A 25,154-nucleotide genomic window follows, 5' to 3' on the forward strand; every position below is an offset into this window, starting at 1 on the left:
CGTAGCTGTGTGTTACCTGAACGTCAGACGGCGGCGGCCCGGGCCCGGGTGCGGGTCGTGCGCGGCTTCGCCGCCGCCTTGGTGGCGCCGTTGGCCTTGGCGGCGCGGGCCAGCGCGGCGTCGGCGCCGGCCGGCTCGCCGGTCAGGCCGAGCATCGGGCGCAGGAACTGCCCGGTGTGGCTGCCCGGCACCTCGGCCAGCTCCTCCGGCGTGCCGGTGGCCAGCACCAGTCCGCCCTTGTTGCCGCCCTCGGGGCCCATGTCGATGAGCCAGTCGGCGTTCTTGATGACGTCCAGGTTGTGCTCGATCGTGATGACCGTGTTGCCCTTGTCGACCAGGCCGTTCAGGACGATCAGGAGCTTGCGGATGTCCTCGAAGTGCAGGCCGGTCGTCGGCTCGTCGAGCACGTAGACCGTCCGGCCGGTCGAGCGCTTCTGCAGCTCGGAGGCGAGCTTGACGCGCTGCGCCTCGCCGCCGGAGAGCGTCGGCGCCGGCTGGCCCAGCCGCACGTAGCCCAGGCCGACGTCGACGAGGGTCCGCAGGTGCCGGTGGATCGCGGGGATCGCCTCGAAGAACGCGGCGGCCTCCTCGATCGGCATCTCCAGTACCTCGGAGACCGTCTTGCCCTTGTAGTGCACCTCGAGCGTCTCGCGGTTGTAGCGGGCGCCCTTGCAGACCTCGCACGGGACGTACACGTCCGGCAGGAAGTTCATCTCGATCTTGATCGTGCCGTCGCCGGTGCAGTTCTCGCAGCGGCCGCCCTTGACGTTGAACGAGAACCGTCCGGGGCCGTAGCCGCGGACCTTCGCCTCGGTGGTCTCGGCGAACAGCTTGCGGACGTTGTCGAAGACGCCCGTGTAGGTCGCCGGGTTCGACCGCGGGGTACGCCCGATCGGCGACTGGTCCACGCCGACGACCTTGTCGACGCCCTCGAGGCCGGTGATGCGGGTGTGCCGTCCGGGCACCATCCGGGCGCCGTTGATCTGGTTGGCCAGGACCGTGTAGAGGATGTCGTTGACAAGCGTCGACTTGCCCGAGCCGCTCACCCCGGTCACCGCGATGAACTGCCCCAGCGGGAAGCCGACGGTGATGTCGCGCAGGTTGTGCTCCCGCGCGCCCTGCACGACCAGTTCCCGGCCCGGCACCTGCGGGCGCCGGGTGGCCGGCGTCGGGATCTTCTTGCGGCCCGACAGGTACGCGCCGGTCGGCGACTCCCGGTTGGCCAGCAGGCCCTTCACCGAGCCGCTGTGCACGATCCGGCCGCCGTGCTCGCCGGCGCCGGGGCCGATGTCGACGATCCAGTCCGCCGTGCGGATGGTGTCCTCGTCGTGCTCGACCACGATCAGGGTGTTGCCGAGCTTCTTGAGCCGGACCAGCGTCTCGATCAGCCGGTGGTTGTCGCGCTGGTGCAGGCCGATCGACGGCTCGTCGAGCACGTAGAGGACGCCGACCAGGCCGGAGCCGATCTGCGTGGCGAGCCGGATGCGCTGTGCCTCGCCGCCGGACAGCGTGCCGGCGCCGCGGTCGAGGGACAGGTAGTCCAGGCCGACGTCGACCAGGAACCGCAGCCGCGCGTTGATCTCCTTGAGGACCCGCTCGGCGATCATCTTCTCGCGGTCGGTCAGCTCGATCGTCGCCAGCAGCTCGGCGCACTCGCCGACGGACAGGTTGCAGATCTCGGCGATGCTCTTGCCGGCGATGGTGACCGCGAGGACCTCGGGCTTGAGCCGGGCGCCGCCGCAGCCCGGGCACGGGATGTCGCGCATGTAGCCCTCGTACTTGTCGCGCGACCAGTCGCTCTCGGTGTCGCCGTGCCGGCGCTCGATCCACTGCACCACGCCCTCGAAGCCGGTGTAGTAGGAGCGCTCACGGCCGTACTTGTTGCGGTAGCGGACGTGCACCTGGTCCTCGGAGCCGTACAGGATCGTCTTCTGCGCCCGGCTCGGCAGCTGCCGCCACGGTGTGTCGATGCTGAATTTCTCGGCCTCGGCCAGGGCCTCGAGCAGGCGCAGGAAGTATTCGAGGGTGGTGCCGCCGGACCAGGGCTGGATCGCGCCCTCGCGCAGGCTGCGCTCGTCGTCCGGGACGATCAGCTCCGGGTCGACCTCCTTCTTGGTGCCCAGGCCGGTGCAGTCCGGGCAGGCGCCGTAGGGCGCGTTGAAGGAGAAGACCCGCGGCTCGAGGTCCTCGATCGCCAGGGGGTGGTCGTTGGGGCAGGCCAGGTGCTCGGAGAAGCGGCGCTCGCGGTGCGGGTCGTCCTCCGGCAGGTCCACGAAGTCGAGCAGCACGATGCCGCCGGACAGCGCCAGGGTCGCCTCGACGGAGTCGGTCAGGCGCTGCTTGCTGCTCGCCTTGACGCTGAGCCGGTCGACGACCACCTCGATGGTGTGCTTCTCCTGCTTCTTGAGCTTGGGCGGCTCGGTCAGCGGGTGCACCACGCCGTCGACGCGGGCGCGGGCGTAGCCCTTGGACTGCAACTCGGCGAAGAGGTCGACGTATTCGCCCTTGCGGCCCCGGATCACCGGGGCCAGCACCATGAACCTGGTCCCCTCCTCCATCGCCAGGACCCGGTCGACGATCTGCTGCGGCGACTGCCGGCTGATCCGCTCGCCGCAGGCCGGGCAGTGCGGTGTTCCCGTACGCGCGAAGAGCAGCCGCAGGTAGTCGTAGACCTCGGTGATCGTGCCGACGGTGGAGCGCGGGTTGCGCGACGTCGATTTCTGATCGATGGAGACGGCCGGGGACAGGCCCTCGATGAAGTCGACGTCGGGCTTGTCCATCTGCCCGAGGAACTGCCGGGCGTAGGACGACAGCGACTCCACGTAGCGGCGCTGCCCCTCGGCGAAGATCGTGTCGAACGCCAGGCTGGACTTCCCCGAGCCGCTGAGACCGGTGAACACGATCATCGCGTCGCGGGGCAGGTCGAGGTTGACGTCGCGCAGATTGTGCTCCCGCGCGCCGCGGATGATCAGTCGGTCGGCCACAGCCAGCCACTCCGTTACGTCAAGACGATGGGCGCCGCCACCCTAGCCGCGGGGTACGACAAGTTTCCCGGCGCCGAGGTACAGCGCCGCGCGGTGAGCGAGAATTCCCGTCACTCGGACGGGGGTACCAGGCTCCGGACGTCCCACAACAGCACGCCGCCGACCTCACGCGGCGCGCTGCCGAGCAGCCCGCTCACCACCGATTTCAGCAGGTCGTGGTTCGGGGTGCCGGGAACCAGCACCACGACCGCGGCCCGCCAGTAGGTCAGGTCGGTGATCGCGTCCCGCCGGTCGGCGTCCGTGAGCACCGGCATCCGACCGTACGCCCCCGCGATGCGCAACAGGTCGGAGGTGGGCCGGGGACCGGCCATCCACGAACCGGTCCGGTCGCCCGGCGGATCCGCCGGGCCCATGAAATAGCCGCGCGGCACGGAGTAGTCCAGCCCGGACAGGGCGAACCACCGCATCCCGGCCCGCCCGGTGGTGACCTCCGGCAGCGGCACGGTGACCAGGGTGCGGTCGTCGGGCACGTACTCGCGCCACATCTGCTGCGCGATGAACGGCGGCAGCGGATCGGCGGCGACGACCGGCAGCGGCTTGGGCAGCACCGGCACGATCGCGACCGCGAGACCGATCCAGAAGGCGATCCGCCGGCGGCGCGGCAGCAGCGGCGCGCGATCGGCGGCCAGCGCCAGCAGCACCCCGATGATCGTCGCGGGCACCATGCCGAACCGGGTCACGCTCACCAGGTCGATGATCGGCACGTGGCTGATCAGGGCGAACGGCAGCGGCACGCCGGTGTCGTGCCCGGCGACCCGCAGCTCCGGGCCCATCGAGACGACCAGCAGGACCAGGGCGGCGATCGCGGCGGCCCGGGCGGCCAGGTTGCGCCACAGCAGCACCACGCTGACGACGAGCATCACCAGCATCGGTACGCCGAAGAACGTGTTGTCCTCGGTCGGGCTGACGCTCAGCGCCCGGGCGACGACCCCGTTGCCGGCCAGCGACTGCCGCGCGTACGCGCCGAGGGCGAGCAGGTCGGTGACGAACTTGCCGGGCTCGAACGGCTGCCCGCTGTAGCTCTGCGGCCCGTTGAACTGGAACCACAGCGGGTAGGCGAGGAACACCAGCGCCGTACCCGCCGCGACCGCCAGCCCGGCGGCGAACCGCCGCGCGTAGCCGACCGCGGTGCGCCAGGCGAGCGCCGCGTACGCGGCGACGAAGACGCCCAGCGTGAGCGCGGTGAACAGCAGGGTCTCCTCGTTGATGAAGACCTGCAACACCACCAGCAGCCCGAGCACGATCCCGCCGCGCACGGCCCGGCCGGGCTCGCGCAGCCGCAGCACCTGCCACACGATGAACGGCACGACGAACAGCGAGACGAAGTTGATGTGCCCGTTGGCGTGCGACACCATCGTCGGCGCGAAGCCGCACCACAGCCCGCCGATCCAGGCCGCGACCGGGCCCGTCACCAAGTGCCGCGAGAGCACCCAGTACCAGGCGAACGCGGTGCCGGCCAGGCCGAGGGTGAGCAGCAGCACGACGGAGACGCCGACGCCGAGGAAGTGCGTGACCGGCGCCATCGGCAGGCTCAGCGCCAGCACCGTCGTGTTGGCCATCATGTTGACGCCGTCCGGCACGTTCATCCGGTCGCTGAACAGCGGGTTCGCGCCGTGGAACAGGACACGCTCGCCGTGCGCCATGACGAAGGAGAAGAAGCCGTGGTCGTCGTCGTTGGCGGCCAGCACCCGCCCGCCGGGGCTGATCCAGAGCTGGATCAGGACGATCACGGCGAGCACCAGATAGCTGGTCAGCGCCCAGACGTCGACGTACCCACGGGTGCGCATTTCGGGCACCGCCTCGACGGAGAGGCCGGGCTTGTCCAGGACCTCTTCCACCGCGGGCACCGGTGAATTGTGCCAGAGCCGCCTAGCGGTGCGGCCGGCGCTGCGCGGCGCCGGCCAGGCGGACCGCCCGCCGGCCGCTCTCGACGGCGACCTCGCGCTGCAGCTTGCGCCAGCTTTCCAGCCGTCTCGGCACGAGCGTCCCGTCGGCCAGCGCGGCGACGATCGCGCACCCCGGCTCGGCGTCGTGATGACAATCACCGAAGCGGCACTGCGCGGCCAGCTCGGCCACGTCGGCGAAGGCCCGTTCCAGGCCCTCGCCGGTGTCGAGCAGGCCGACCCCGCGGATGCCCGGCGTATCGAGGACCGCGCCGCCACCCGGCACGAGGACCAGATTCCGGTACGCGGTGGTGTGCCGGCCCTTGCCGTCGGCACGCCTGATCTCCTGTACGCCCATGACGTCGGTGCCGGCCAGGGCGTTCACCAGCGACGACTTGCCGGCACCCGAACGGCCCAGCAGCGCGAGGGTGCGCCCCGGTGCGACGTACTCCCGCAGGGCCTGCACCCCGGTGCCGTCGTGCACGCTGACCGGCAGCACGCGTACCCGGGGAGCCAGCCGGGATAGCTGGCGCGCGATCGCCTGCGGGTCGCCCGCGGTGTCGCTCTTGGAGAGCACCACCAGCGGTTCCGCGCCGGACTCCCAGGCCAGCGCGAGGAGCCGTTCGACGCGGGCGTCGTCGGGCGCCGGGAGCATCGGTTCGACGACCGCGACGGCGTCCATGTTGGCGGCCAGTACCTGGCCGGAGGAGTCTTTGTCGGCGGTGCGCCGGATCAGCGCGGTGCGCCGGGGCAGCACGCATTCCAGGGTGGTTCGTCGGTCCGGCCAGCGGCGCAGCACCACCCAGTCGCCGGCGCAGGGCAGGTTGGCGGGGTCCTGGGCGGCGCCGAGCAGCACGCTGCCGGCGAGGCTGGCCCGGGTGACCCCGGTGGGATCGAGGACGGTGCAGACGCCGCGGTCGGCACGCAGCACGCGGCCGGGCAGGGCGTCGGGGCGGTCGAAGTTTCGATAGGCGGAGGCGAGCGTCTCGCTCCAGCCCAACGCGGACAGGTCAGACATGAGAAACCCTCTGGGTGTGAGGAGGCGTGGCCCGACGGGTGTCAGGCCGTGACCTCCGGGCGAAGCCGGGACGTACGGACGCACAGCACGGTTCCCCACCCCCTCCGCGGTTGTCGCGATCGCGTCAAGAACCGACGGTACGGTCGGGGCATCCGGCGCGAAAGCGAATTCCGGTGCCCCGGTCGTGCGGGCGGCCGTTAGGGTCGACCCGTGATGTCATTACCCCTTCCCCGGCGCGGTCTGTCATGACAGTGGACCCGCTGGTGCTGATGACCGACGTCGATCAGGCGACCGAACGCCTGATCCGTACCGCCGAAGCTCTCGACGCCGCGCCGTCCGCGCCGTCCGCGCTGCCCGGCTGGACCATCGGGCACGTCCTGACCCACGTGGCCCGCAACGCCGACGCCTACACCAACCTGCTGACCTGGGCCCGCACCGGCGTCGAGACCCCGGCGTACGCGTCGCCGACCGCCCGCGTGGACGGCATCGAGGACGGTGCCGGGCGGCCGATCGCCGAGCAGATCGCCGATCTCCGCGCGGCGCACGAACGCTTCGCGGACGCGGGCGCGGCGATGCCCGCCGAGGCGTGGACCTACTACCTGCCGCCGACCGGCGCCTCCGCGGCGGCCGTGCCGTGGGCGCGGCTGCGCGAGGTCGAGGTGCACCACGTCGACCTCGGCGCCGGCTACACCCCGGAGGACTGGACCGACGCGTTCGCGCTGCGGCTGCTGCGCGAGATCGTCGCCGGGTCCAAAGGCGACGACTTCGCCGTCGTGCTGCGACCGCACGGCGTGGAGCACCCGCTGAGCATCGGCGCCGGCGACGGCGCGCCGACGGTCGGCGGGCCGACCCGCTCGATCGCCGCGTGGCTCGCCGGCCGCGGCGACGGCGCCGACCTGACCGTCTCGCCCGACGGCGAGCTACCCCAGCCACCGAGGTGGAAGTGACAATGGCATACACCGGAGACGTCACACACGGCGGCGGTCCCGCGGTCCGCGAGCTAGCCGGCCTCACCGTCAAGAAGGTGTCGGTCGGCCCGATGGACAACAACGCGTACGTGCTGACCTGCCGCTCGGACGGCTCGCAGCTGCTGATCGACGCGGCGAACGACGCGGAGACGCTGTTGGAGCTGATCGGCCCGGCCGGGCTGGCGACGGTCGTGACGACACACCGCCACCCGGACCACACCGGCGCGCTGAAGGAGATCGTGAAGGCGACCGGCGCACGCTCGGTGGCCGGCGCCGACGACGCTGCGGCCATCCCCCTCGTGACCGACACGGTGAGCGACGGCGACACCATCGCTGTCGGTGACTGCACCCTCGAGGTCATCCACCTGGTCGGCCACACGCCGGGCTCGATCGTGCTGCTCTACCGCGAGCCGGGCGGCATCGCACACCTGTGGACCGGCGACAGCCTCTTCCCGGGCGGCCCCGGCGGAACCAGGAACCCGAAGGACTTCGCGAGCCTCATGGGCGACCTGGAGACCAAGATCTTCGGCCGGCTGCCCGACGACACCTGGTTCTATCCGGGCCACGGCAAGGACAGCACCATCGGCGCCGAGCGGCCGGCCATCCCCGAATGGCGCGCACGCGGCTGGTGACCGGGCGGTGCCTGACCGCCCGGGCGGTCAGGCACCGCCGAAGGTCTCGATCAGGATGTCCCGCTCGCCCTCGGTGAGGTTCGTCGCGATCAGCTTCTTCTCCATGCCGTGGAAGCGCTCGCCCAGCCGGTCGAGGTCGCCCTCCTCGGTCACGATGAACAGCGCCGAGCTCCCCTCGGTCACCTCGGTGCGGATCGTCTCCAGCTGCTGCTTGGTGATCCCGACGTCCTCGGTCGACTTGGCGAGGGCGCCGATCGCCGCGCCGGCGACGCCGCCGGCCACCGGGACGAAGAACAGCGCGCCGACCAGGACACCCCAGAACGCGCCCCAGCCCGCACCGCGCTTGTTCTCGTCGTGCGAGTGCTTGGTGGTCGGGTGCTCGGCGCCCTCCGGCCAGCTCACGACCGCGTGGTCGAGAATCTTGACCAGCCCGTCCCGCGCCGCGTCCCGCAGGACCAGAGCGGCCCGGTCGGCGCGCTCCGGACCGTCGAACTTCCACACCGTGAAAGTGGTCATAGTCCTACCCCTCGAGAATGGGAGGCGGCGTGGCCAGCGACGGCGCCTCCGGTCCGATCGCCTGCCATCCTGGCGGCCCGGCGGGGTACCCGGCCTCATCCCGGCGGAAGGATATCCATCGATGCCGCGCCGGTCCGGTACGTACGGAAGCGGGCCGGGCCGTCCGGGCCGCCGGCCCCGGCCGGCACCCGCCGGGTGCACGCCCGCGGGCATGCGGAATTCATCCGTGCTGGATGACGTCCCGCGCACCGCGGTGAGCTAGCAGCGCACGGCCGTCCCACCCGGCCGGTGCCTGTACCGTCCACCGGATCATCGCCGCGCGCACCACCCCGGACGGATGAACCGCTCAGAGAGCCGCCGCGACCCGGCCCGACTCCATCGGCAGCGAGAACATCGGATAGTCGTACGCGATGGCGTTGTCATGCTCCTCGCTGGAGGTCGCCGCCGTGCAGTCGGTCAGCGTGATGACCCGGTAGCCGTTCTCGTACGCGCTGCGCATCGTCGACTCGACGCAGCAGTTCGTCAGGAAACCCGCGAGGATCACCGTGTCGATGCCACGGCCGCGCAGGATGAAGTCGAGGTTCGTGCTGGCGAACGTGTCCAGGCCGCGCTTGCCCTCGATGAGGATGTCGTCCTCGGCCGGCGTCAGGTCGTCCACGATCGCCGCGCCCCAGGTGCCCTTCACGAACGCGTTGCCGTCGACGACTCCCTTGAGGATCCCGTACGGATGACGCGACAGCTCGCCGTAGCCCGGCGCGAACGTGATCGGCGCATGCATGATCGTCACGCCCGCCGCGCGGGCGGCGTCGACAAGCGCGACCGTGTTGGCCAGCATGCCGGTCTTCTCCATCACCGGCGCGACCGCGCGGTGCAGCACACCGCCGTCCGAGGTGAACTCGTTCTGGTACTCGATCAGCACGATCGCGGTCCTGGCGGGATCGAGTTGCAGCGTCTCGGACATCGCGTCTCCCGGTATGCGTTGGCTCACACCGACGCTAGTCCGCCCACGGCTTAACCGCACCGCCACAGTGCCGTCGCATACCTAAAATCGGAGAACCCCTCGACCCGCGGAGGTCCGGTGACACCCCACCTGCGATGGCAGCCCTCCCCCGTACCCCAGCAACCCGAACCCTGGCAGAGCGGGCCGGCCGTGCCGGGCTGGCTCGAGGAACGGCTCTTCGATCAGCGCATCGTCATGATCCGCGGCCCGCTCACCGCGCACGCGGCCTCCGGCATCGCCGCGGCGCTGCTCACCCTCGACGCCGCCGGGCCGGCCCCGATCCAGCTGCACGTGGCCAGCTCCGGCGGGGACCTGAACGCCGCACACGCCGTCACCGACGTCATCGACGCGATGACCGCGCCGGTGCACGCCGTTGTCACCTCCGAGGCCGGCGAGGCCGTGCTCGCGGTGCTGGCCGCGGCCGAGCGGCGCTCCGCGTACCGGCACGCCCGGTTCAAGCTGGCCGAGCCGCGGGCGGGCGCCGTCACCGGCACCGCGGACGAGGTGGCCGCCGCCGCGGGGCAGCACCTGCGCGAGCTCGAGGAGGTCGTGCTGCGCCTGGTCGAGGTCACCGGGCAGTCGCGCAGCCGGATCGAGGACGACCTCTCCACCGGGCGCACCCTCACCTCGGCCGAGGCCCGCGACTACGGCCTCATCGACGAGATCGTCGGCGACAAGGGCGCATGACAAAACGGCGCGGGCCCAGTGGGCCCGCGCCGTTCAGCGCTTTACCGGACTACCTACTCCGCTACCTTGACGCCCATCGAGCGCGCGGTGCCGGCCACGACCTTGACCGCGGCGGCGACGTCGTTCGCGTTCAGGTCGGGGAGCTTGCGCTCCGCGATCTGCTTGATCTGGTCGGCGCTGAGCGTGCCGACGGTCTGGGTCAGCGGGTTGGAAGCGCCCGACTGGATGCCCAGAGCCTTGCGGATCAGGAAGCTCGTCGGCGGCGTCTTGTAGACGAGCTGGTGGCTGCGGTCCTCGAAGACCGTGACGACGACCGGGATGATCTCGCCACGCGACTTCGACGTCGCCTCGTCGTACTCGACCTTGACCGCGCGCATGTTGGCACCGGTCGGGCCGAGCATCTTGCCGAGGTCGACCATCGCGGCGTTACCCGCCTCAAGCGCGAGGGTCACCACATGGGTCTTCTTCTTGGGCGGCATTACGCAACGGCTCCTTAGTGTGTGCTGCACGGGCCTAAGTCAGGAGCTCGCCAGCATCATCAACGCACGACAACCCCGAGACTTTACTACCGCGACCGTAGGTGGGTCAAAGCGGCGGGCACAGTCCCGGGTACCGCCGACAAGTGTAACCGGACCCGCGCGGCCCCGATGACCCGGTGGCCTCAGTACCGGTCGCAGTAGCAGGACTTCATCAGCGACCGGACCACGCCCACGTACTCCGGGTTCGGCAGCCGCCCGGAGGCGTGCGACTCGTCGACGGCCGCCCGGCCCGCGTTGTAGCCGGAAATCACCATGTTCAGCAGGCACATGCTCTTGTTGGTCTTGCACTTGCCGGCGCTCAGGTCGTAGCTGCCCTTGAAGTACTGGTCGCCGAAGGCCTTGGTGAGCCAGGCCAGGTAGTTCGCGCCGAGCACGGCGTTCTGCCGGTAGTCGGTGCTCGTGTACGACTGCTCGAAGCGCTGGTTGATGAACGCCTCGGTGTCGGGCATCACCTGCATGAGCCCGCGCCCGCCGTCGCAGTTGACGATGTTCGACGTCCAGCCGCTCTCGTGCCACGCCGTGGTCAGCACCAGCCGGGACGGCACCTTGAGCCCCGGCGCGGAGGTCGGCCAGTACTTCCGGGCGGCGGCGCTCTTCAGCGCCGCCTTGGCCTTCGCCTTCGAGACCTCCTTGCCCTCCCGGTGCGCGCACTCGGGTAGCTGGAAGTTGTTGGGGTCCTCCGTCGGCGTCGCCTTCGGCTTCGCGCTGCTCCGGGACGGCGACGGCGAGGCCGTCGTCGGCTCCGGTTCCGGCTCCTCGGACTCGATCACCGGGTCGACGATGTTCTCCGGCTCGGACGCCGAGGGCAGCGGCGCCGCCACCAGCGCCGGATCGTCGTCCTTGCCGCCCACGACTCCGCAGCCACCGACCACCAGCAGACCCACCACCGCCGCGACAAGCCAAGACATCCTGCGATTCATCGACGAAGCCCCTCCCCGTTCCGGCCACCGACGCCCGAACGCTAGCAGTGGGAAGATCGCGGCGTTGCCCCGAAAAAGGGACGTTCGGGACGAGCACCGCAACCGGTTCCGGGTATTGACCCCCGGAACGTCGTCCGATACAAACGCCGGGGACAATGGTGGCCATGCAGACCCGCACCGACCTACGCAACGTCGCCATCATCGCCCACGTCGACCATGGCAAAACAACCTTGGTCGACGCCATGCTGCGCCAGGGGAGCCAGTCCCACGCGCGTGGCGAGATGGCCGACCGCGTCATGGACTCCATGGACCTGGAGCGGGAAAAGGGCATCACCATTCTCGCCAAGAACACGGCGATCAGCTACCGGCCCGCCGACGGTGGACCCGTCACCATCAACATCATCGACACCCCCGGCCACGCCGACTTCGGCGGCGAGGTCGAGCGCGGCCTCACCATGGTCGACGGCGTCGCCCTGCTCGTCGACGCCAGCGAGGGCCCGCTGCCGCAGACCCGCTTCGTGCTCCGCAAGGCCCTGCAGGCCAAGCTGCCGATCATCCTGATCATCAACAAGGTCGACCGCCCCGACGCCCGGATCAAGGAGGTCGTGGACGAGACGTACGAGCTCTTCCTCGACCTGGACGCCGACGAGCACCAGATCGAGTTCCCCATCGTCTACGCGTGCGCGCGCGACGGCATCGCCTCGCTGACCCAGCCGAAGGACGGCACCGTCCCGGAGGACAGCACCGACCTCGAGGTGCTGTTCAGCACGATCCTGGAGACCATCCCGGCACCGACCTACACCGAGGACGCTCCGCTGCAGGCGCACGTCGTCAACCTGGACGCCTCGCCGTTCCTCGGCCGCCTCGCGCTCTGCCGCGTGCACGAGGGCACGATCCGCAAGGGCCAGACCGTCGCCTGGTGCAAGACCGACGGGACGATCAGCAACGTCCGCATCTCCGAGCTGCTGATCACCGAGGGCCTGGAGCGCAAGCCGGCCGAGAGCGCCGGCCCGGGCGACATCATGGCCGTCGCCGGCATCCCCGAGATCATGATCGGCGAGACCCTCGCCGACGCGGAGAACCCGATCCCGCTGCCGCTGATCAGCGTCGACGAGCCGGCCATCTCCATGGTTCTGGGCACCAACACCTCGCCGCTGGTCGGCAAGGTCAAGGGCGCCAAGGTCACGGCCCGCATGGTCAAGGACCGTCTCGACAAGGAGCTGATCGGCAACGTCTCGCTGCGCATCCTGCCGACCGAGCGCCCGGACGCCTGGGAGGTGCAGGGCCGCGGCGAGCTCGCCCTGGCCATCCTGGTCGAGCAGATGCGCCGCGAGTCGTACGAGCTGACCGTCGGCAAGCCCCAGGTGGTCACCAAGACGATCGACGGCAAGGTGCACGAGCCGGTCGAGCGCCTGACCATCGACGCCCCCGACGAGTACATGGGCGCCATCACCACGCTGCTGTCCACCCGCAAGGGCCGGATGGAGGAACTGATCAACCACGGCACCGGCTGGCTCCGGATGGAGTGGCTGGTGCCCGCGCGCGGCCTGATCGGCTTCCGCACCGAGTTCCTCACCGAGACCCGCGGCACCGGCATCATGCACCACCTGTTCGAGCGCTACGAGCCGTGGTTCGGCGAGCTGCGCACCCGCAACAACGGCTCGCTCGTCGCGGACCGGGCCGGCGTGGTCACCGGCTTCGCGATGATCAACCTGCAGGAGCGCGGTCAGCTGTTCGTCGAGCCGACCACCGAGGTGTACGAGGGCATGATCGTCGGCGAGAACTCCCGCGAGGACGACATGGACGTCAACATCACCAAGGAGAAGAAGCTCACCAACATGCGCGCCGCGAGCGCGGACAACACCGAGCGCCTGATCCCGCCGCGCAAGCTGTCACTGGAGCAGGCCCTCGAGTTCTGCCGCGAGGACGAGTGCGTCGAGGTCACCCCCGCGGCGGTACGCATCCGCAAGGTGGAGCTCGACCAGCAGGTCCGCGGCCGCGCCGCCGCGCGACGCAAGCACCAGTAGCACGAAGGGTACGGAGCGCCGCTACGCTCCGCACCCTCATGGCACGGCCCGCGGTCTCGGACCGCGGGCCGTGTTCTTTTGCTGAAGCCTGTCGTTCGCTCAGGCCCGTCGTTCGCCCAGGCCCGTCATATGCTCAAGCCCGTCATTTGCTCCGGCTCGTCGCTTGCCCAGGCTCGTCGCTTGCCCAGGCCCGTCGCTTGCCCAGGCCCGTCGCTTGCCCAGGCCCGTCGCTCGCCCAGGCCCGTCGCTCGCCCAGGCCCGTCGCTTGCTCAGACCCCGGAGTTGACCAGGTCCTTCCGGCGGTCCCGGGACGATTTGTAGAGGCTCGCGACCGTGGCGATGCCCAGCGTGCCGAGGATGACCAGCAGCGACAGCCAGATCGGGATCTCCGGCGCCCAGTGCACCCCGTGCCCGCCGTTGATGAACGACAGCGTGTTTGTGTGCAGGGCCTCGAGGAAGAGCTTCACGCCGATGAACGCGAGCACGAACGCCAGCCCGATGTTGAGGTAGATCAGCCGCTCCAGCAGCCCGCCGAGCAGGAAGTACAGCTGGCGCAGGCCCATCAGCGCGAAGACGTTCGCGGTGAAGACCAGGTACGGCTCCTTCGTGATGCCGAAGATCGCCGGAATCGAGTCGAGCGCGAAGATCAGGTCGGTGGTACCGATCGCGATCATGACGATCAGCATCGGCGTGAACAGCCGCCGGCCGGTCTCGGTGATCATGGTCATCTTGCCGCTGTCGAACGACGACGAGATCGGCAGCGCCCGCTTCGACCACCGGATGAGGATGTTCTCCTTGAAGTCCTCCTCGTCGTTCTCACCCTGCTTGAACAGCGTGATGGCCGTGTAGACCAGGAACGCGCCGAAGATGTAGAAGACCCACGAGAACTGCGTGATCAGGGCGGCACCCGCGGCGATGAACGCGCCGCGCATGACCAGCGCGAGCACGATGCCGATGAGCAGCACCTTCTGCTGGAACTGCCGGGGCACGGCGAAGCGGGCCATGATGATCACGAAGACGAAGAGGTTGTCGACCGACAGGCTGTACTCAGTCAGCCAGCCCGTATAGAACTCACCGGCGGCCTGGCCGCCCGAGACGAGCCACACTCCGACCCCGAAAACCAGCGCCAGGCCGACGTAGAACGCGACCCACCCTCCGGCCTCGCGCATGCTCGGCTCGTGCGGGCGGCGACCGACGATCAGCAGATCGACGGCGAGGACAACGACCAGGGCGATCAGGGTAACGATCCAAACCCAGGCGGACACGTTCAACGAGAACCTCCGGCAGACACGGTCCATCGCTGCGCCCACTCGATTCCGAGGGCCACAGCGACGTGCGACTGTCGGAGGTCTCTTCCGCCGTCGCCCGGCGGGCGACGACCACCGGCCCCGGGCCCACCGCGAGGTGAAAACCGTGCTGACGAGACCGGTGCAGAGGAATACTCCCCTCCTACGCGCCTATTGTGTCGCATCTACGACCGGAACCCCACTCCACCCTGCCAATCGTGTTGCGACTCTCGGCTTTTTGTGCCGCTCGGGGCCGCGGAACCGGACAGAGAGCGGCTTTTCCTCGCCGCGGCACACTTCCTTGGGCATCCTAGGAGGCTAGTTCTATCGCCATACCGGTCGCCTTTGAGGAACCCACGCCTCCTGGGCGCAAACGCTCGAAGCCCAGGCCGCTGTGGCGTACGAATCGCCAGACCCGGCCGCTTCAGGAAGCCAAGCCGGCCGCACGAAGTGAGTCACGTCGTGACGGCCAGCGAATGCCCCCGACTCGACACGAGCTCGGCGTGGCGCCGACCCACCCTCGGCGGTCGGCGCCAGGTCGGCGCGGAATCGTCAGGCTTCGGTCGCTGGGAACCGGTAGCGGGCCCGGCGTCCCCGGTGTTCGAACCCCAGCTTGCGGTACAAGCGGACGGCCGGGTTGTCGACGTTGACGTTGAGCCAGACGTGGGTGCCGCCGTCGGCGCGCATCCGTCGCAGCCCCTCGGCGACGAGCGCCGCGCCGATCCCCCGCCCCCGGGCCGCCGGCACGACGCCGACCTGCACGATCCAGTCGACCGTCGCCGTCACGAACCCGGCGTCGCCGAGGCCGGGCACGGTCGCCATCACGGACCAGGCGGGCCGGAACTCGTCGTCCTCGACCAGATCGGCGATCCACTCCTCGGCGGTCCACCCCGGAAACCCGGGCCGCTCACGGAACGCGGCCTCATAGACCGCATGAAAGCGCCCCGCGGCCGCCTCGCTCCAGCCGGTCACGATCGCACCCTCGGGCCAACCCCGATCCGGTACGGCGGCAGCCAGGTCGACACGCATGACGTCCTCGGCGAAGACCTGCCGCAGCCCCCGCGCCACGAACAACGCCTCGGCACCGCCGTTGAGCGACTCGGTCTCGACGGTGACCGGACCCGCGTGCCGACCGCCCTCCGCCAGCCCCCAGCTCAGCAGGTGGGCACCGAGCCCACGCCCCCGCGCGGCCGGGTCGACCATCCCGGCGAACGTCGCACCGTCCCCGTCCCCACCGGGCCGCACCGCACCGGCGGCGACGAGCACACCCGCGCGGTCACGCGCCTGCACGGCCACGCCCCCCGGCGCCGCCCACCGACCGCGCAGAAAGCCCGGATCGGCCGCAAGCGGCAGACCACCGTCGGCGTCAAGACACCGCCGAGCCAGCAAAACCAGTTCGGTGTCACCCGCCTGGGGATCCCGCAGATCCTCGAACGCCAGCGGCCCCCAGGTCACGCCCTCGATCACAGACACGCGGCCAGCCTAGTAATCCACCCCAGCCACCCCCACGGCCGCCGCCGCACCCACGCCCCGAAGCTCCGTGAGCTCGTTCAGCGGACGCCGGTCATGTCCATGCCGCGGAGTTCCTTCTTCAGTTCCTTGACCTCGTCACGGATTCGGGCCGCCAGTTCGAACTGCAACTCGCGCGCCGCCGCGAGCATCTGGTCGTTCAGGTCCTGGATCAGCTGGGCCAGCTCGGCGCGGGCCATGCCCTCGCGGGCCGGCACCGACGACCCGCGGGCCTTCGAGCGGGTCTCCGGGACCGGGCCCTTGCCGCGCGACATCTGGCGGCCGCCGCCGCCCACCACGTGACCGCCGGGCCCGTGCCCGCCGACCGCGACGTCGGTGTCCTCGGCCTCGCGGTAGATGTCGTCCAGGATGTCGTGGATCTTCTTGCGCAGCGGCTCCGGGCTGATGCCGTTGGCCTCGTTGTGGGCGATCTGCTTCGCCCGGCGGCGGTCGGTCTCCTCGATCGCGTTGCGCATCGACGGGGTCATCTTGTCCGCGTACATATGGACCTCGCCGGAGACGTTGCGGGCCGCGCGGCCGATCGTCTGGATCAGCGAGCGCCCGCTGCGCAGGAAGCCCTCCTTGTCCGCGTCGAGGATCGCCACCAGCGAGACCTCCGGCAGGTCGAGGCCCTCGCGCAGCAGGTTGATGCCGACCAGCACGTCGTAGTCGCCCTTGCGCAGCTCCTTGAGCAGCTCGACGCGGCGCAGCGTGTCCACCTCCGAGTGCAGGTAGCGCACGCGGATGCCGTTCTCCAGCAGGTAGTCGGTGAGGTCCTCGGCCATCTTCTTCGTCAGCGTCGTGACCAGGACCCGCTCGTCCTTCTCCGTGCGCAGCTTGATCTCGTGCATCAGGTCGTCGATCTGGCCCTTGGTCGGCTTGACCACGACCTGCGGGTCGACCAGGCCGGTCGGGCGGATGATCTGCTCGACGAACTCACCCTGCGCCTCCTGCATCTCCCACGGCCCCGGCGTCGCGGACAGGAACACGAACTGCCCGACCCGCTCGAGGAACTCGTCGAAGCGCAGCGGCCGGTTGTCGGCGGCGCTGGGCAGCCGGAAGCCGTGCTCGATCAGGATGCGCTTGCGGGAGGCGTCGCCCTCATACATCCCGCCGATCTGCGGGATCGTCACGTGTGACTCGTCGATGACGGTGACGAAGTCGTCCGGGAAGTAGTCGAGCAGCGTGTAGGCGGGGTCGCCGGGCGACCGGCCGTCCATGTGCATCGAGTAGTTCTCGATGCCGTTGCAGAAGCCGACCTGGCGCATCATCTCGATGTCGTAGGTGGTGCGCATCCGCAGCCGCTGTGCCTCGAGCAGCTTGCCCTGGCGCTCCAGCTCGGCCAGCCGCTCGGCGAGCTCGGCCTCGATGTCGCGGATCGCCCGCTCCATCCGCTCCGGACCGACCCCGTAGTGCGTCGCCGGGAAGATCACGAGCTCGTCGACCTCGCGGACGATCTCGCCGGTCAGCGGGTGCAGGTAGTAGAGCTTCTCGATCTCATCGCCGAACAGCTCGATGCGGATCGCGAGCTCCTCGTAGGCCGGGATGATCTCGAGGGTGTCGCCGCGCACCCGGAACGTGCCGCGCTGGAAGGCCATGTCGTTGCGGGAATACTGGATGTCGACCAGGCGCCGCAGCAGCTTGTCGCGGTCGACCTCCTGCCCGACCTTGGCACGGACCGCCCGGTCCACGTATTCCTGCGGGGTGCCCAGGCCGTAGATCGCGCTGACGGTCGCGACCACGATCACGTCGCGGCGGGTGAGCAGCGACATCGTCGCCGAGTGGCGCAGCCGCTCGACCTCCTCGTTGACCGACGAGTCCTTCTCGATGTAGGTGTCGGTCTGGGCGATATATGCCTCGGGCTGGTAGTAGTCGTAGTAGCTGACGAAGTATTCGACAGCGTTGTTGGGCAGCAGCTCGCGGAACTCCTTGGCCAGCTGGGCGCAGAGGGTCTTGTTGGGCGCGAGCACGAGCGCCGGACGTTGCAGCTTCTCGATGAGCCAGGCGGTGGTGGCGCTCTTGCCGGTGCCGGTCGCGCCGAGCAGCACCGTGTTGCGGTCGCCGCGGCGCACCCGGCGTTCCAGGTCGGCGATGGCCGTTGGCTGGTCACCGGCCGGCTGGTAATCGCTGATGACCTCGAAGCGGCCGTCGAGTCGTGGGATGTCGAGCGCCATGGGGACCACGGTACGTCGGGGGTGTGACAACTTTCAGCGGCTGCCGCCAGGGCCGGTTCAGAGGGTGCACATTCGGCCGCCGAAAACGGCATTGTCCACCGTTCGGCGGCGACGCTACGGTGACTCGGTAGGCCGCTCGCGGCGGCCGCCCGGCCCGGTCCGACACCACCACACGGTGCGGCCGCGTCGGCACGCAGGTTGCTGCCCCGACATTGCTCGGCGCGCGCACCTGATGATGGTCGCGCTCAGCGCCGACCGGCCGCCGCGGGCGCCCCTTCGTGTCCGGCACCACCCGGACGCTTCACGCCGAGCACCACCCACCCCGGGCGAGGCAGTCCGTCGGCATGGAGGCGTCGGCGAGGAAGGCGCTGCCTGGCCGACTACGGTTTCGGCTGGTCGGTGGCCGGTTGCCAGCCGGTCGCCTGCGCCCACTCCTCCGCGGCCACGGCCTCGGCGTCGAACCACGGCTCCTTCGCCTCGGCATAGCCGGCCACGTCGCCGTGCCGCGCGGCCCAGCGTTCCTTCGCCGCGGCGTACTCGTCGCGCGCCGCGGGGACCGCGCGCAGGTGGTCGCGCATGAGCAGCGCGAATCGCCACCCGGGCGACCCGGTCACCCGGACGTGCAGGTTGACCGGCCGGCCCGGGTCGGCGTTTCCGTGCATCCGCTTCGGCCAGGTCTTGCCGGGCAGGCCGCGGGCATTGTCGTACCACTCGCCCTCCCGGCGCGGCAGGCCCGCGCCGCCGAGGGCGTCGGAGAGCCTGTCGGCCTCCTCCAGCGTCGGCACGGCCAGCATCAGGTCGAGGCGGTCCTTCGCCGGCAGCCCCGGCACGGCCGTCGACCCGATGTGCGAGACGTCGGCGTCCGCGCCGACCTGCGGTCGCAGCGCGTGCCGGATCCGTGCGATCACCCGGCCTGCCTGCTCCGGCCAGGTCGGATCCGGGGGTACGACGTGCAGCGCGCGGTCGTGCGGGGCATGGCGTCCGAGGCGGAGATTCATCTCGTACGGGCGCAGCCGGTCCTGCCACAGCCGCTCGACCCGCGCGTCCAGCTCGTCCAGGCCGGCATCGTTGGCGATCAGCGCGTCCGCTGCCGCGCGCCGGACGGCCTCGTCGGCCTGTGCGGCGATGCGGGCGGCCGCCTGCTCCCGCGTCATGCCGCGGAGCGTCACGAGCCGCTCGATCCGGAGCGCCGGGTCGGCGTCGACCACGACGACCAGGTGGTACGACGGCGCCAGCCCGGTCTCGACAAGCAGCGGCACGTCGTTGACCACGATCGCGTCCGGCGGTGCCGAGGACGTCAGTTCGGCCGTACGGGCGCGTACCCGGGGGTGAATGATGCTCTCGAGCCGGCGGCGGGCCGCTTCGTCTCCGAAGACCCGCGCGCCCAGCGCGGGCCGGTCCAGCTCGCCGTCCGGGCCGAGGACCGCCGGGCCGAAGGCCTCGACGACCGCGGCCTGGCCGTCGGTGCCGGCGGCGACGACCTCGCGCGCGAGCCGGTCGGCGTCGATCAGAATCGCGCCGCGCTGGACGAGGCGCTGCGCGACCGCGCTCTTACCCGCGCCGATTCCACCGGTGAGACCTACTTTCAGCACGCGGCAAGTATGCCGAAGGGCCGCCCGCGACCGAAATCGCGGACGGCCCTCGAGCCTTGCTAGCTACTGGCTACGAGCTGGGTCAGCTCTTGCCGCCGGCGAGCTTCTCGCGCAGAGCGGCGAGCGCCTCGTCGGTGGCCAGGGTGCCGGCCGGCTCCTCCGCCGCACGCGCCGGCGAGGACGAGCTCGTCGACGTGCTGGTGGAGGTGGAGGTCGACGAGGTGGTCACGCCACCGGCCGGAGCCGGGTTGAGCGCGGCCTCGGCGTCGGCCTCGCGGGACGCCTGCACCTGCTTGGTGTGGGCCTCCCAGCGCTCGCGAGCGTCGGCGTACTGCTTCTCCCACACCTCGCGCTGCTTGTCGAAGCCCTCGAGCCACTCACCCGTCTCGGGGTCGAAGCCCTCCGGGTAGATGTAGTTGCCCTCGTTGTCGTACGTCGCAGCCATGCCGTAGAGGGTCGGGTCGAAGTGCTCCTCGCCCTCGACGAAGTTCTCGTTGGCCTGCTTGAGCGACAGCGAGATCCGGCGACGCTCGAGGTCGATGTCGATGACCTTGACCATGACGTCGGAGCCCACCTGGACGACCTGCTCGGGCAGCTCGACGTGCCGCTCGGCCAGCTCGGAGATGTGCACCAGGCCCTCGATGCCGTCGTCGACGCGGACGAACGCACCGAACGGAACCAGCTTGGTGACCTTGCCCGGCACGATCTGGTTGATCGCGTGGGTCCGGGCGAACTGACGCCACGGGTCTTCCTGGGTCGCCTTCAGCGACAGCGAGACGCGCTCGCGGTCCAGGTCGACGTCGAGCACCTCGACCTCGACCTCCTGGCCGACCTCGACGACCTCGGACGGGTGGTCGATGTGCTTCCAGGAGAGCTCGGAGACGTGCACCAGGCCGTCCACGCCACCCAGGTCCACGAAGGCACCGAAGTTGACGATGGAGGACACGACGCCCTTGCGGACCTGGCCCTTCTGGAGCTTGTTGAGGAACTCGGTGCGAACCTCGGACTGGGTCTGCTCGAGCCAGGCGCGGCGGGACAGGACCACGTTGTTGCGGTTCTTGTCCAGCTCGATGATCTTCGCCTCGAGCTCCCGGCCCACATACGGCTGGAGGTCGCGGACACGGCGCATCTCGACCAGGGAGGCCGGGAGGAAGCCGCGGAGGCCGATGTCGAGGATGAGGCCACCCTTGACGACCTCGATGACGGAGCCGCGAACGACGCCGTCGTCCTCCTTGATCTTCTCGATCGTGCCCCACGCGCGCTCGTACTGCGCACGCTTCTTCGAGAGGATCAGGCGGCCTTCCTTGTCCTCCTTGGTGAGGACGAGGGCTTCGATGTGGTCACCGACCGACACCACTTCCGCGGGGTCCACGTCGTGCTTGATCGACAACTCGCGCGAGGGGATGACGCCCTCGGTCTTGTAGCCGATGTCGAGCAGGACCTCGTCCCGATCGACCTTGACGACGGTGCCTTCGACAATGTCGCCGTCGTTGAAGTACTTGATGGTCTCGTCGATGGCTGCGAGGAATGCTTCCTCCGAGCCAAGATCGTCGACGGTGACCTTGTTGGCGCTCGAGGTGGCCTCGATGCTGCTCGTCATGTGGACTGTTGCTCCGAACGGATGGTGTCGTGGTGACTCTCGCGCCCCGCGGAACTGCCGGCGGGCACAGCACGAACATCCGGTGATCACGACAACTGAGGTCAGATCAGGCGAGCAGGATCATGCTGGGACCGACGACTTGCGGAACCTGCTCCCTGCCGAGGCACACGATCCGCGAGTGCATCGACTAGCTTACCGTGCGCATTACCACAGGTTGCAAGGCCTCCTGATGACCGAGGCACATTGTTGAAGGCAAACTCCGTACCCAGGACTTTTTGTGCCGTTTAGACCCCATCTCGCCCTGGCTCCGGAGATGTCGTAGGTCCCCCGTACCGTCTGAACGGTGATCGAAGCGCAACCATCTCCCGCCGCCGGCGCGCTCCGCCGGGCCGTGACCGACAACGAGAGCCGCGCGGCCAGCCGGCACTGGTGGGACCTCGACGCCGACGACTACCAGGAGGAGCACGGTTCGTTCCTCGGCGACGTGGACTTCGTCTGGTGCCCCGAGGGCCTGAGGGAGGCGGACGCCGGCCTGCTGGGCGAGGTCCGCGGCCGGCGGATCCTTGAGCTGGGCGCCGGCGCGGCCGCGGGAGCGCGCTGGCTGGACGGCCAAGGCGCCGACGTGGTCGCGCTCGACCTGTCGGCGGGGATGCTCCAGCACGCCCGCGCGGCGGCCGACCGCAGCGGCGTGACTGTGCCGCTGGTCCAGGCCGACGCGCTGGCACTGCCGTTCGCGACGTCGTCCTTCGACGTGGTCTGCACGGCGTTCGGCGCGATCCCGTTCGTGGCGGACTCCGGCATGGTGATGAAGGAGGTGGCCCGGGTCCTCAAGCCGGGCGGGCGGTGGGTGTTCTCCATCACCCACCCGATGCGCTGGATCTTCCTGGACGAGCCGGGCGAGGAGGGCCTGGTGGCGACGCACCCTTACTTCGACCGCCGGCCGTATGTCGAGCAGGACGCGGACGGGGTGCCGAGCTACGTGGAACAGCACCGGACGCTCGGCGACCGGATCCGCGAGCTGGTCGGGGCGGGGTTCGTGCTGAACGACCTGGTGGAGCCGGAGTGGCCGGAGGGTCACGATCAGATCTGGGGGCAGTGGAGCCCGCTGCGCGGCCGCCTCTTCCCCGGCACAGCCATCTTCGTCAGCCACCTGCCGTCTTAGCCGGCCACCCAACCGCGTGGCGGAGCGATTCCGGGTCACGGCACGCTAGGGCGTCTGGTGGTCCGGCAGGAGCTCGCTGAGCACGGCCACGGGCCACGGGATTGCGGGCCACGGGATTGCGGGCCACGGGATTACGGGCCACGGGATTACGGGCCACGAACCGCAACCACGAACCGCGGGCTGCGGACCACCAGCTGCAGACATGAGCTGCGAGCTGCGGACGTGAGCAGCCATAGGCCCCGAAACACGAGCCGCAAGGGGCGGGGATTGTCGCGGTCTTGGCTGCGGCGAATTCTTGCGGCCGGGTGCTTCCACGCCAGGCCCACCGGCCGGGACGAACTCATCGCGGCCGGACATCGGCCCGGCCGAGGCATCAGACCGCGGCCGAGTACCCGCTCCAGCCGCCGAACCGGACAGCGCGGCCGAGACCACGCATCGCAGCCGGGCGCAGGCATCGGACCAACGAGAGACCGTCGGAGCCGGACGCCGTCGTCCTGCCCACCGAACTGCCGGGCGACGTGCCCGAGCGAAGTGGCCGCGGGTGCGCGCCTCGCCGACGACGGCGTGTTCGCCGCTGGCGCCGGTTCGGCCAGCCCGGATCGAGGCCGGAACGATGTTTGAAGGCGCCGGCCCAGCCAGCTCCGCTACCGCTTGGTCTCCGTGCCCGCTGCACCGCGCACAGGTCTTGGTCATGTGGGGTTGGGCGGATCACAGCGACGCGGTGGCCGGTCGGACCATTACGACGACCCGGCTGGATCAGACCGTCACAGCCTCCGCCCGAGCCGGGCCAGACCGCTGCGAGCCGACCAGCGAAGCCGGACCGACCCGTCCCAGCAACCCAACCCGAGCCGGGCCAGACACTGCGAGCCAACCAGCCCCAAGCCAGAGCGCCCTGTCCCAGCAACCCACCCGAGGCGGGCCAGACACCCCGAACCGACCAGCCCAAGCCGGACCGGCCCGTCCCAGCGACCCAACCTGAGCCGGGCCGGACACTGCGAGCCGACCAGCCAAGCCAGGCCGACCCATCGCGACTACCCGGTCAGGCCGGGGCCGGACGGCGGGCGACGACAGGCGCGTCGGGTCAGGCTGCCGCGGCGCCGCTGACGTCGAGGAGCCCGGCAAGTAGTACGAGCGCCGCTGGGACGAGTCGGTAGTAGACCCATGTGCCGCGGCGGTCGCTGTCGACCAGGCCGGCCTCGCGCAAAACCTTGAGGTGGTGCGAGATCGTCGGGCCGGTCAGCTTGAACGAGCCGGTGAGGTCGCAGACGCAGACTTCGCCGCCACCGGCGGACGCGATCATCGACAGGAGCCGCAGGCGCACCGGGTCGCCCAGCGCCTTGAACATCGGGGCGAACGCCCGCGCCTGGTCCGCATCGAGCGACCCGTGGACGACGGGCGCCCACGCGCCCGGCGACTTCGTCAATTCGATCGTTGAACTCGACATCAGCCCACCCTTGCAAACGGAAGCAAGCTTCGGGTATCCGCTAATTGACTGTGATTGCGGAGCGCTGTCCCATCGTCGCCCAAATGACAGAATGCATTATTCGGCAACGAATTCCGCTAGGTACCGGAACACGGCGCCCGTGCTGCGGAATCCGAGGTGGATGGTGCTGTCGGAGGTTGACCGACGCTCGGGCCGCAACCTTTCGTCATCCGCAGTCCACCTCGGACACCCGCCATGGACATGATTCGACACACATCGATAGTGGTCGGAATCACCTGCGCCTGCCCTTAAACCGTGAGAATCGCCCCGGCGCGACCGAAAGATCGTCGGCCTCGGGGCCGATCAGGGTCGGCGCGACCGGACCGTTCCGACCAGATGGCCGTCGATCAGGCCATCTCGGCATCACATGGGTCGGAGGTCGAACGTTCACGGCAACAGGCGGGGCGCGGGGCGCGGGGCGCGGGGCGCGGGGCGCGGGGCGCGGGGCGCGGGGCGCGGGGCGCGGGGCGCGGGGCGCGGGGCGCGGGGCGCGGGGCGCGGGGCGCGGGGCGCGGGGCGCGGGGCGCGGGGCGCGGGGCGCGGGGCGCGGGGCGCGGGGCGCGGGGCGCGGGGCGCGGGGCGCGGGGCGCGGGGCGCGGGGCGCGGGGCGCGGGGCGCGGGGCGCGGGCGCGGGGCGCGGGGCGCGGGGCGCGGGGCGCGGGGCGCGGGCGCGGGGCGCGGGGCGCGGGGCGCGGGGCGCGGGGCGCGGGGCGCGGGGCGCGGGGCGCGGGGCGCGGGGCGCGGGGCGCGGGGCGCGGGGCGCGGGCTTCATCGTCGAATAGACCCCCTCGGCCCGGGTTCAGCTCTGGCGCCCGCGCGGGATCTGCCTAGACGTGCGGAGCCGTGGCCCGCCCACGATGAGCGCGCACACATGCGAGCAACCTGTGTCGTCAACCCCCGACATCACAGAGAACGGTGCACTCCGCAACGAAGCCCTACAAGGCGTCTCGCACAAGCACGTGCGGAGTGGCGATCGCCGCCGCTCGTCGCTGCCGCCGGCTACCGCGACCGCGGACACTGGCGCCGCCGCAGCGTCTCGCGGTCACTGCTTTCGCACAGCAGTCGCCACTGACGCAGCTGCCGTTGCCGCCACTACCGCGACCGCCGCCTCCGC

The 25,154-nt window shown here is 70.4% G+C and carries 18 protein-coding genes; 5 read left to right on the forward strand and 13 right to left on the reverse strand.

The features are described 5' to 3' along the window. Positions 1-23 precede the first annotated feature (23 nt). The 3 genes from uvrA to rsgA form a co-directional block, all read right to left on the reverse strand. Positions 24-2,984, reverse strand: a complete 2,961-nt coding sequence (uvrA, locus tag BJ971_RS29525) for an excinuclease ABC subunit UvrA (protein ID WP_184996437.1) — start codon at positions 2,982-2,984, stop codon at positions 24-26. 110 nt (positions 2,985-3,094) lie between these two features. Beyond that, positions 3,095-4,891, reverse strand: coding sequence for a hypothetical protein (locus BJ971_RS29530; RefSeq protein WP_239087843.1), 1,797 nt, complete (start codon positions 4,889-4,891; stop codon positions 3,095-3,097). Between the two features lie 22 nt (positions 4,892-4,913). Further along, positions 4,914-5,945 carry a ribosome small subunit-dependent GTPase A gene (rsgA, locus tag BJ971_RS29535; RefSeq protein ID WP_184996438.1) on the reverse strand — a complete coding sequence of 344 codons (1,032 nt, stop codon included), beginning with the start codon at positions 5,943-5,945 and terminating at the stop codon, positions 4,914-4,916. A 245-nt stretch (positions 5,946-6,190) separates the two neighbouring features. Between rsgA and BJ971_RS29540 the strand changes: the two genes are divergently transcribed. Together BJ971_RS29540 and BJ971_RS29545 are read left to right on the forward strand one after the other, a co-directional pair. After that, on the forward strand, positions 6,191-6,892 hold the full coding sequence (locus BJ971_RS29540) for a maleylpyruvate isomerase family mycothiol-dependent enzyme (protein WP_184996439.1): 702 nt from the start codon (positions 6,191-6,193) through the stop codon (positions 6,890-6,892). Positions 6,893-6,894: 2 nt separating this feature from the next. Continuing rightward, positions 6,895-7,545 carry an MBL fold metallo-hydrolase gene (locus BJ971_RS29545; protein WP_184996440.1) on the forward strand — a complete coding sequence of 217 codons (651 nt, stop codon included), beginning with the start codon at positions 6,895-6,897 and terminating at the stop codon, positions 7,543-7,545. Between the two features lie 27 nt (positions 7,546-7,572). On the opposite strand, the gene BJ971_RS29550 is transcribed toward BJ971_RS29545, so the two are convergent. Together BJ971_RS29550 and BJ971_RS29555 are read right to left on the reverse strand one after the other, a co-directional pair. Continuing rightward, the gene (locus BJ971_RS29550) at positions 7,573-8,061 is read right to left on the reverse strand and encodes a DUF1269 domain-containing protein (protein WP_184996441.1); all 489 of its coding nucleotides are present in this window, start codon (positions 8,059-8,061) and stop codon (positions 7,573-7,575) included. Positions 8,062-8,407: 346 nt separating this feature from the next. After that, positions 8,408-9,022, reverse strand: coding sequence for a cysteine hydrolase family protein (locus tag BJ971_RS29555; RefSeq protein WP_184996442.1), 615 nt, complete (start codon positions 9,020-9,022; stop codon positions 8,408-8,410). A gap of 117 nt (positions 9,023-9,139) precedes the next feature. On the opposite strand from BJ971_RS29555, the gene BJ971_RS29560 reads away from it, so the two are divergent. Further along, positions 9,140-9,748 (forward strand): ATP-dependent Clp protease proteolytic subunit, encoded by a 609-nt coding sequence (locus tag BJ971_RS29560; RefSeq protein WP_184996443.1) that lies wholly within the window; start codon positions 9,140-9,142, stop codon positions 9,746-9,748. 53 nt (positions 9,749-9,801) lie between these two features. Here the strand turns inward: BJ971_RS29560 and BJ971_RS29565 are convergent, their stop codons facing one another. After that, a complete protein-coding gene (locus BJ971_RS29565; RefSeq protein WP_184996444.1) occupies positions 9,802-10,227 on the reverse strand; it encodes an uL11 family ribosomal protein in 426 nt (141 codons plus the stop codon). 182 nt (positions 10,228-10,409) lie between these two features. Beyond that, complete coding sequence (locus tag BJ971_RS29570) at positions 10,410-11,195, reverse strand: lytic transglycosylase domain-containing protein (RefSeq protein WP_239087842.1); 786 nt, start codon at positions 11,193-11,195, stop codon at positions 10,410-10,412. A gap of 176 nt (positions 11,196-11,371) precedes the next feature. On the opposite strand from BJ971_RS29570, the gene typA reads away from it, so the two are divergent. After that, positions 11,372-13,234 carry a translational GTPase TypA gene (gene typA, locus BJ971_RS29575; protein ID WP_184996446.1) on the forward strand — a complete coding sequence of 621 codons (1,863 nt, stop codon included), beginning with the start codon at positions 11,372-11,374 and terminating at the stop codon, positions 13,232-13,234. Between the two features lie 269 nt (positions 13,235-13,503). On the opposite strand, the gene BJ971_RS29580 is transcribed toward typA, so the two are convergent. The 5 genes from BJ971_RS29580 to rpsA form a co-directional block, all read right to left on the reverse strand. Continuing rightward, entirely contained in the window at positions 13,504-14,499 is a 996-nt protein-coding gene (locus BJ971_RS29580; protein WP_184996447.1) for a TerC family protein, read from the reverse strand. 573 nt (positions 14,500-15,072) lie between these two features. Further along, on the reverse strand, positions 15,073-15,993 hold the full coding sequence (locus tag BJ971_RS42335; protein WP_184996448.1) for a GNAT family N-acetyltransferase: 921 nt from the start codon (positions 15,991-15,993) through the stop codon (positions 15,073-15,075). Positions 15,994-16,070: 77 nt separating this feature from the next. Continuing rightward, positions 16,071-18,203 (reverse strand): excinuclease ABC subunit UvrB, encoded by a 2,133-nt coding sequence (uvrB, locus tag BJ971_RS29590; RefSeq protein WP_184996449.1) that lies wholly within the window; start codon positions 18,201-18,203, stop codon positions 16,071-16,073. A 380-nt stretch (positions 18,204-18,583) separates the two neighbouring features. Then, a complete protein-coding gene (gene coaE, locus BJ971_RS29595; RefSeq protein WP_184996450.1) occupies positions 18,584-19,795 on the reverse strand; it encodes a dephospho-CoA kinase in 1,212 nt (403 codons plus the stop codon). Between the two features lie 82 nt (positions 19,796-19,877). Next, positions 19,878-21,395: a 30S ribosomal protein S1 gene (gene rpsA, locus BJ971_RS29600; protein WP_184996451.1), complete on the reverse strand. Its 1,518-nt coding sequence runs from the start codon at positions 21,393-21,395 to the stop codon at positions 19,878-19,880. A gap of 346 nt (positions 21,396-21,741) precedes the next feature. On the opposite strand from rpsA, the gene BJ971_RS29605 reads away from it, so the two are divergent. Then, a complete protein-coding gene (locus BJ971_RS29605) occupies positions 21,742-22,557 on the forward strand; it encodes a class I SAM-dependent methyltransferase (protein WP_184999175.1) in 816 nt (271 codons plus the stop codon). Positions 22,558-23,638: 1,081 nt separating this feature from the next. Here the strand turns inward: BJ971_RS29605 and BJ971_RS29610 are convergent. Further along, positions 23,639-24,001 (reverse strand): ArsR/SmtB family transcription factor, encoded by a 363-nt coding sequence (locus BJ971_RS29610; RefSeq protein ID WP_239087841.1) that lies wholly within the window; start codon positions 23,999-24,001, stop codon positions 23,639-23,641. Positions 24,002-25,154 lie beyond the last annotated feature (1,153 nt).

Origin of the sequence: Amorphoplanes digitatis, assembly GCF_014205335.1 — a bacterium.
GTDB classification, from domain to species: Bacteria; Actinomycetota; Actinomycetes; order Mycobacteriales; family Micromonosporaceae; genus Actinoplanes; species Actinoplanes digitatus.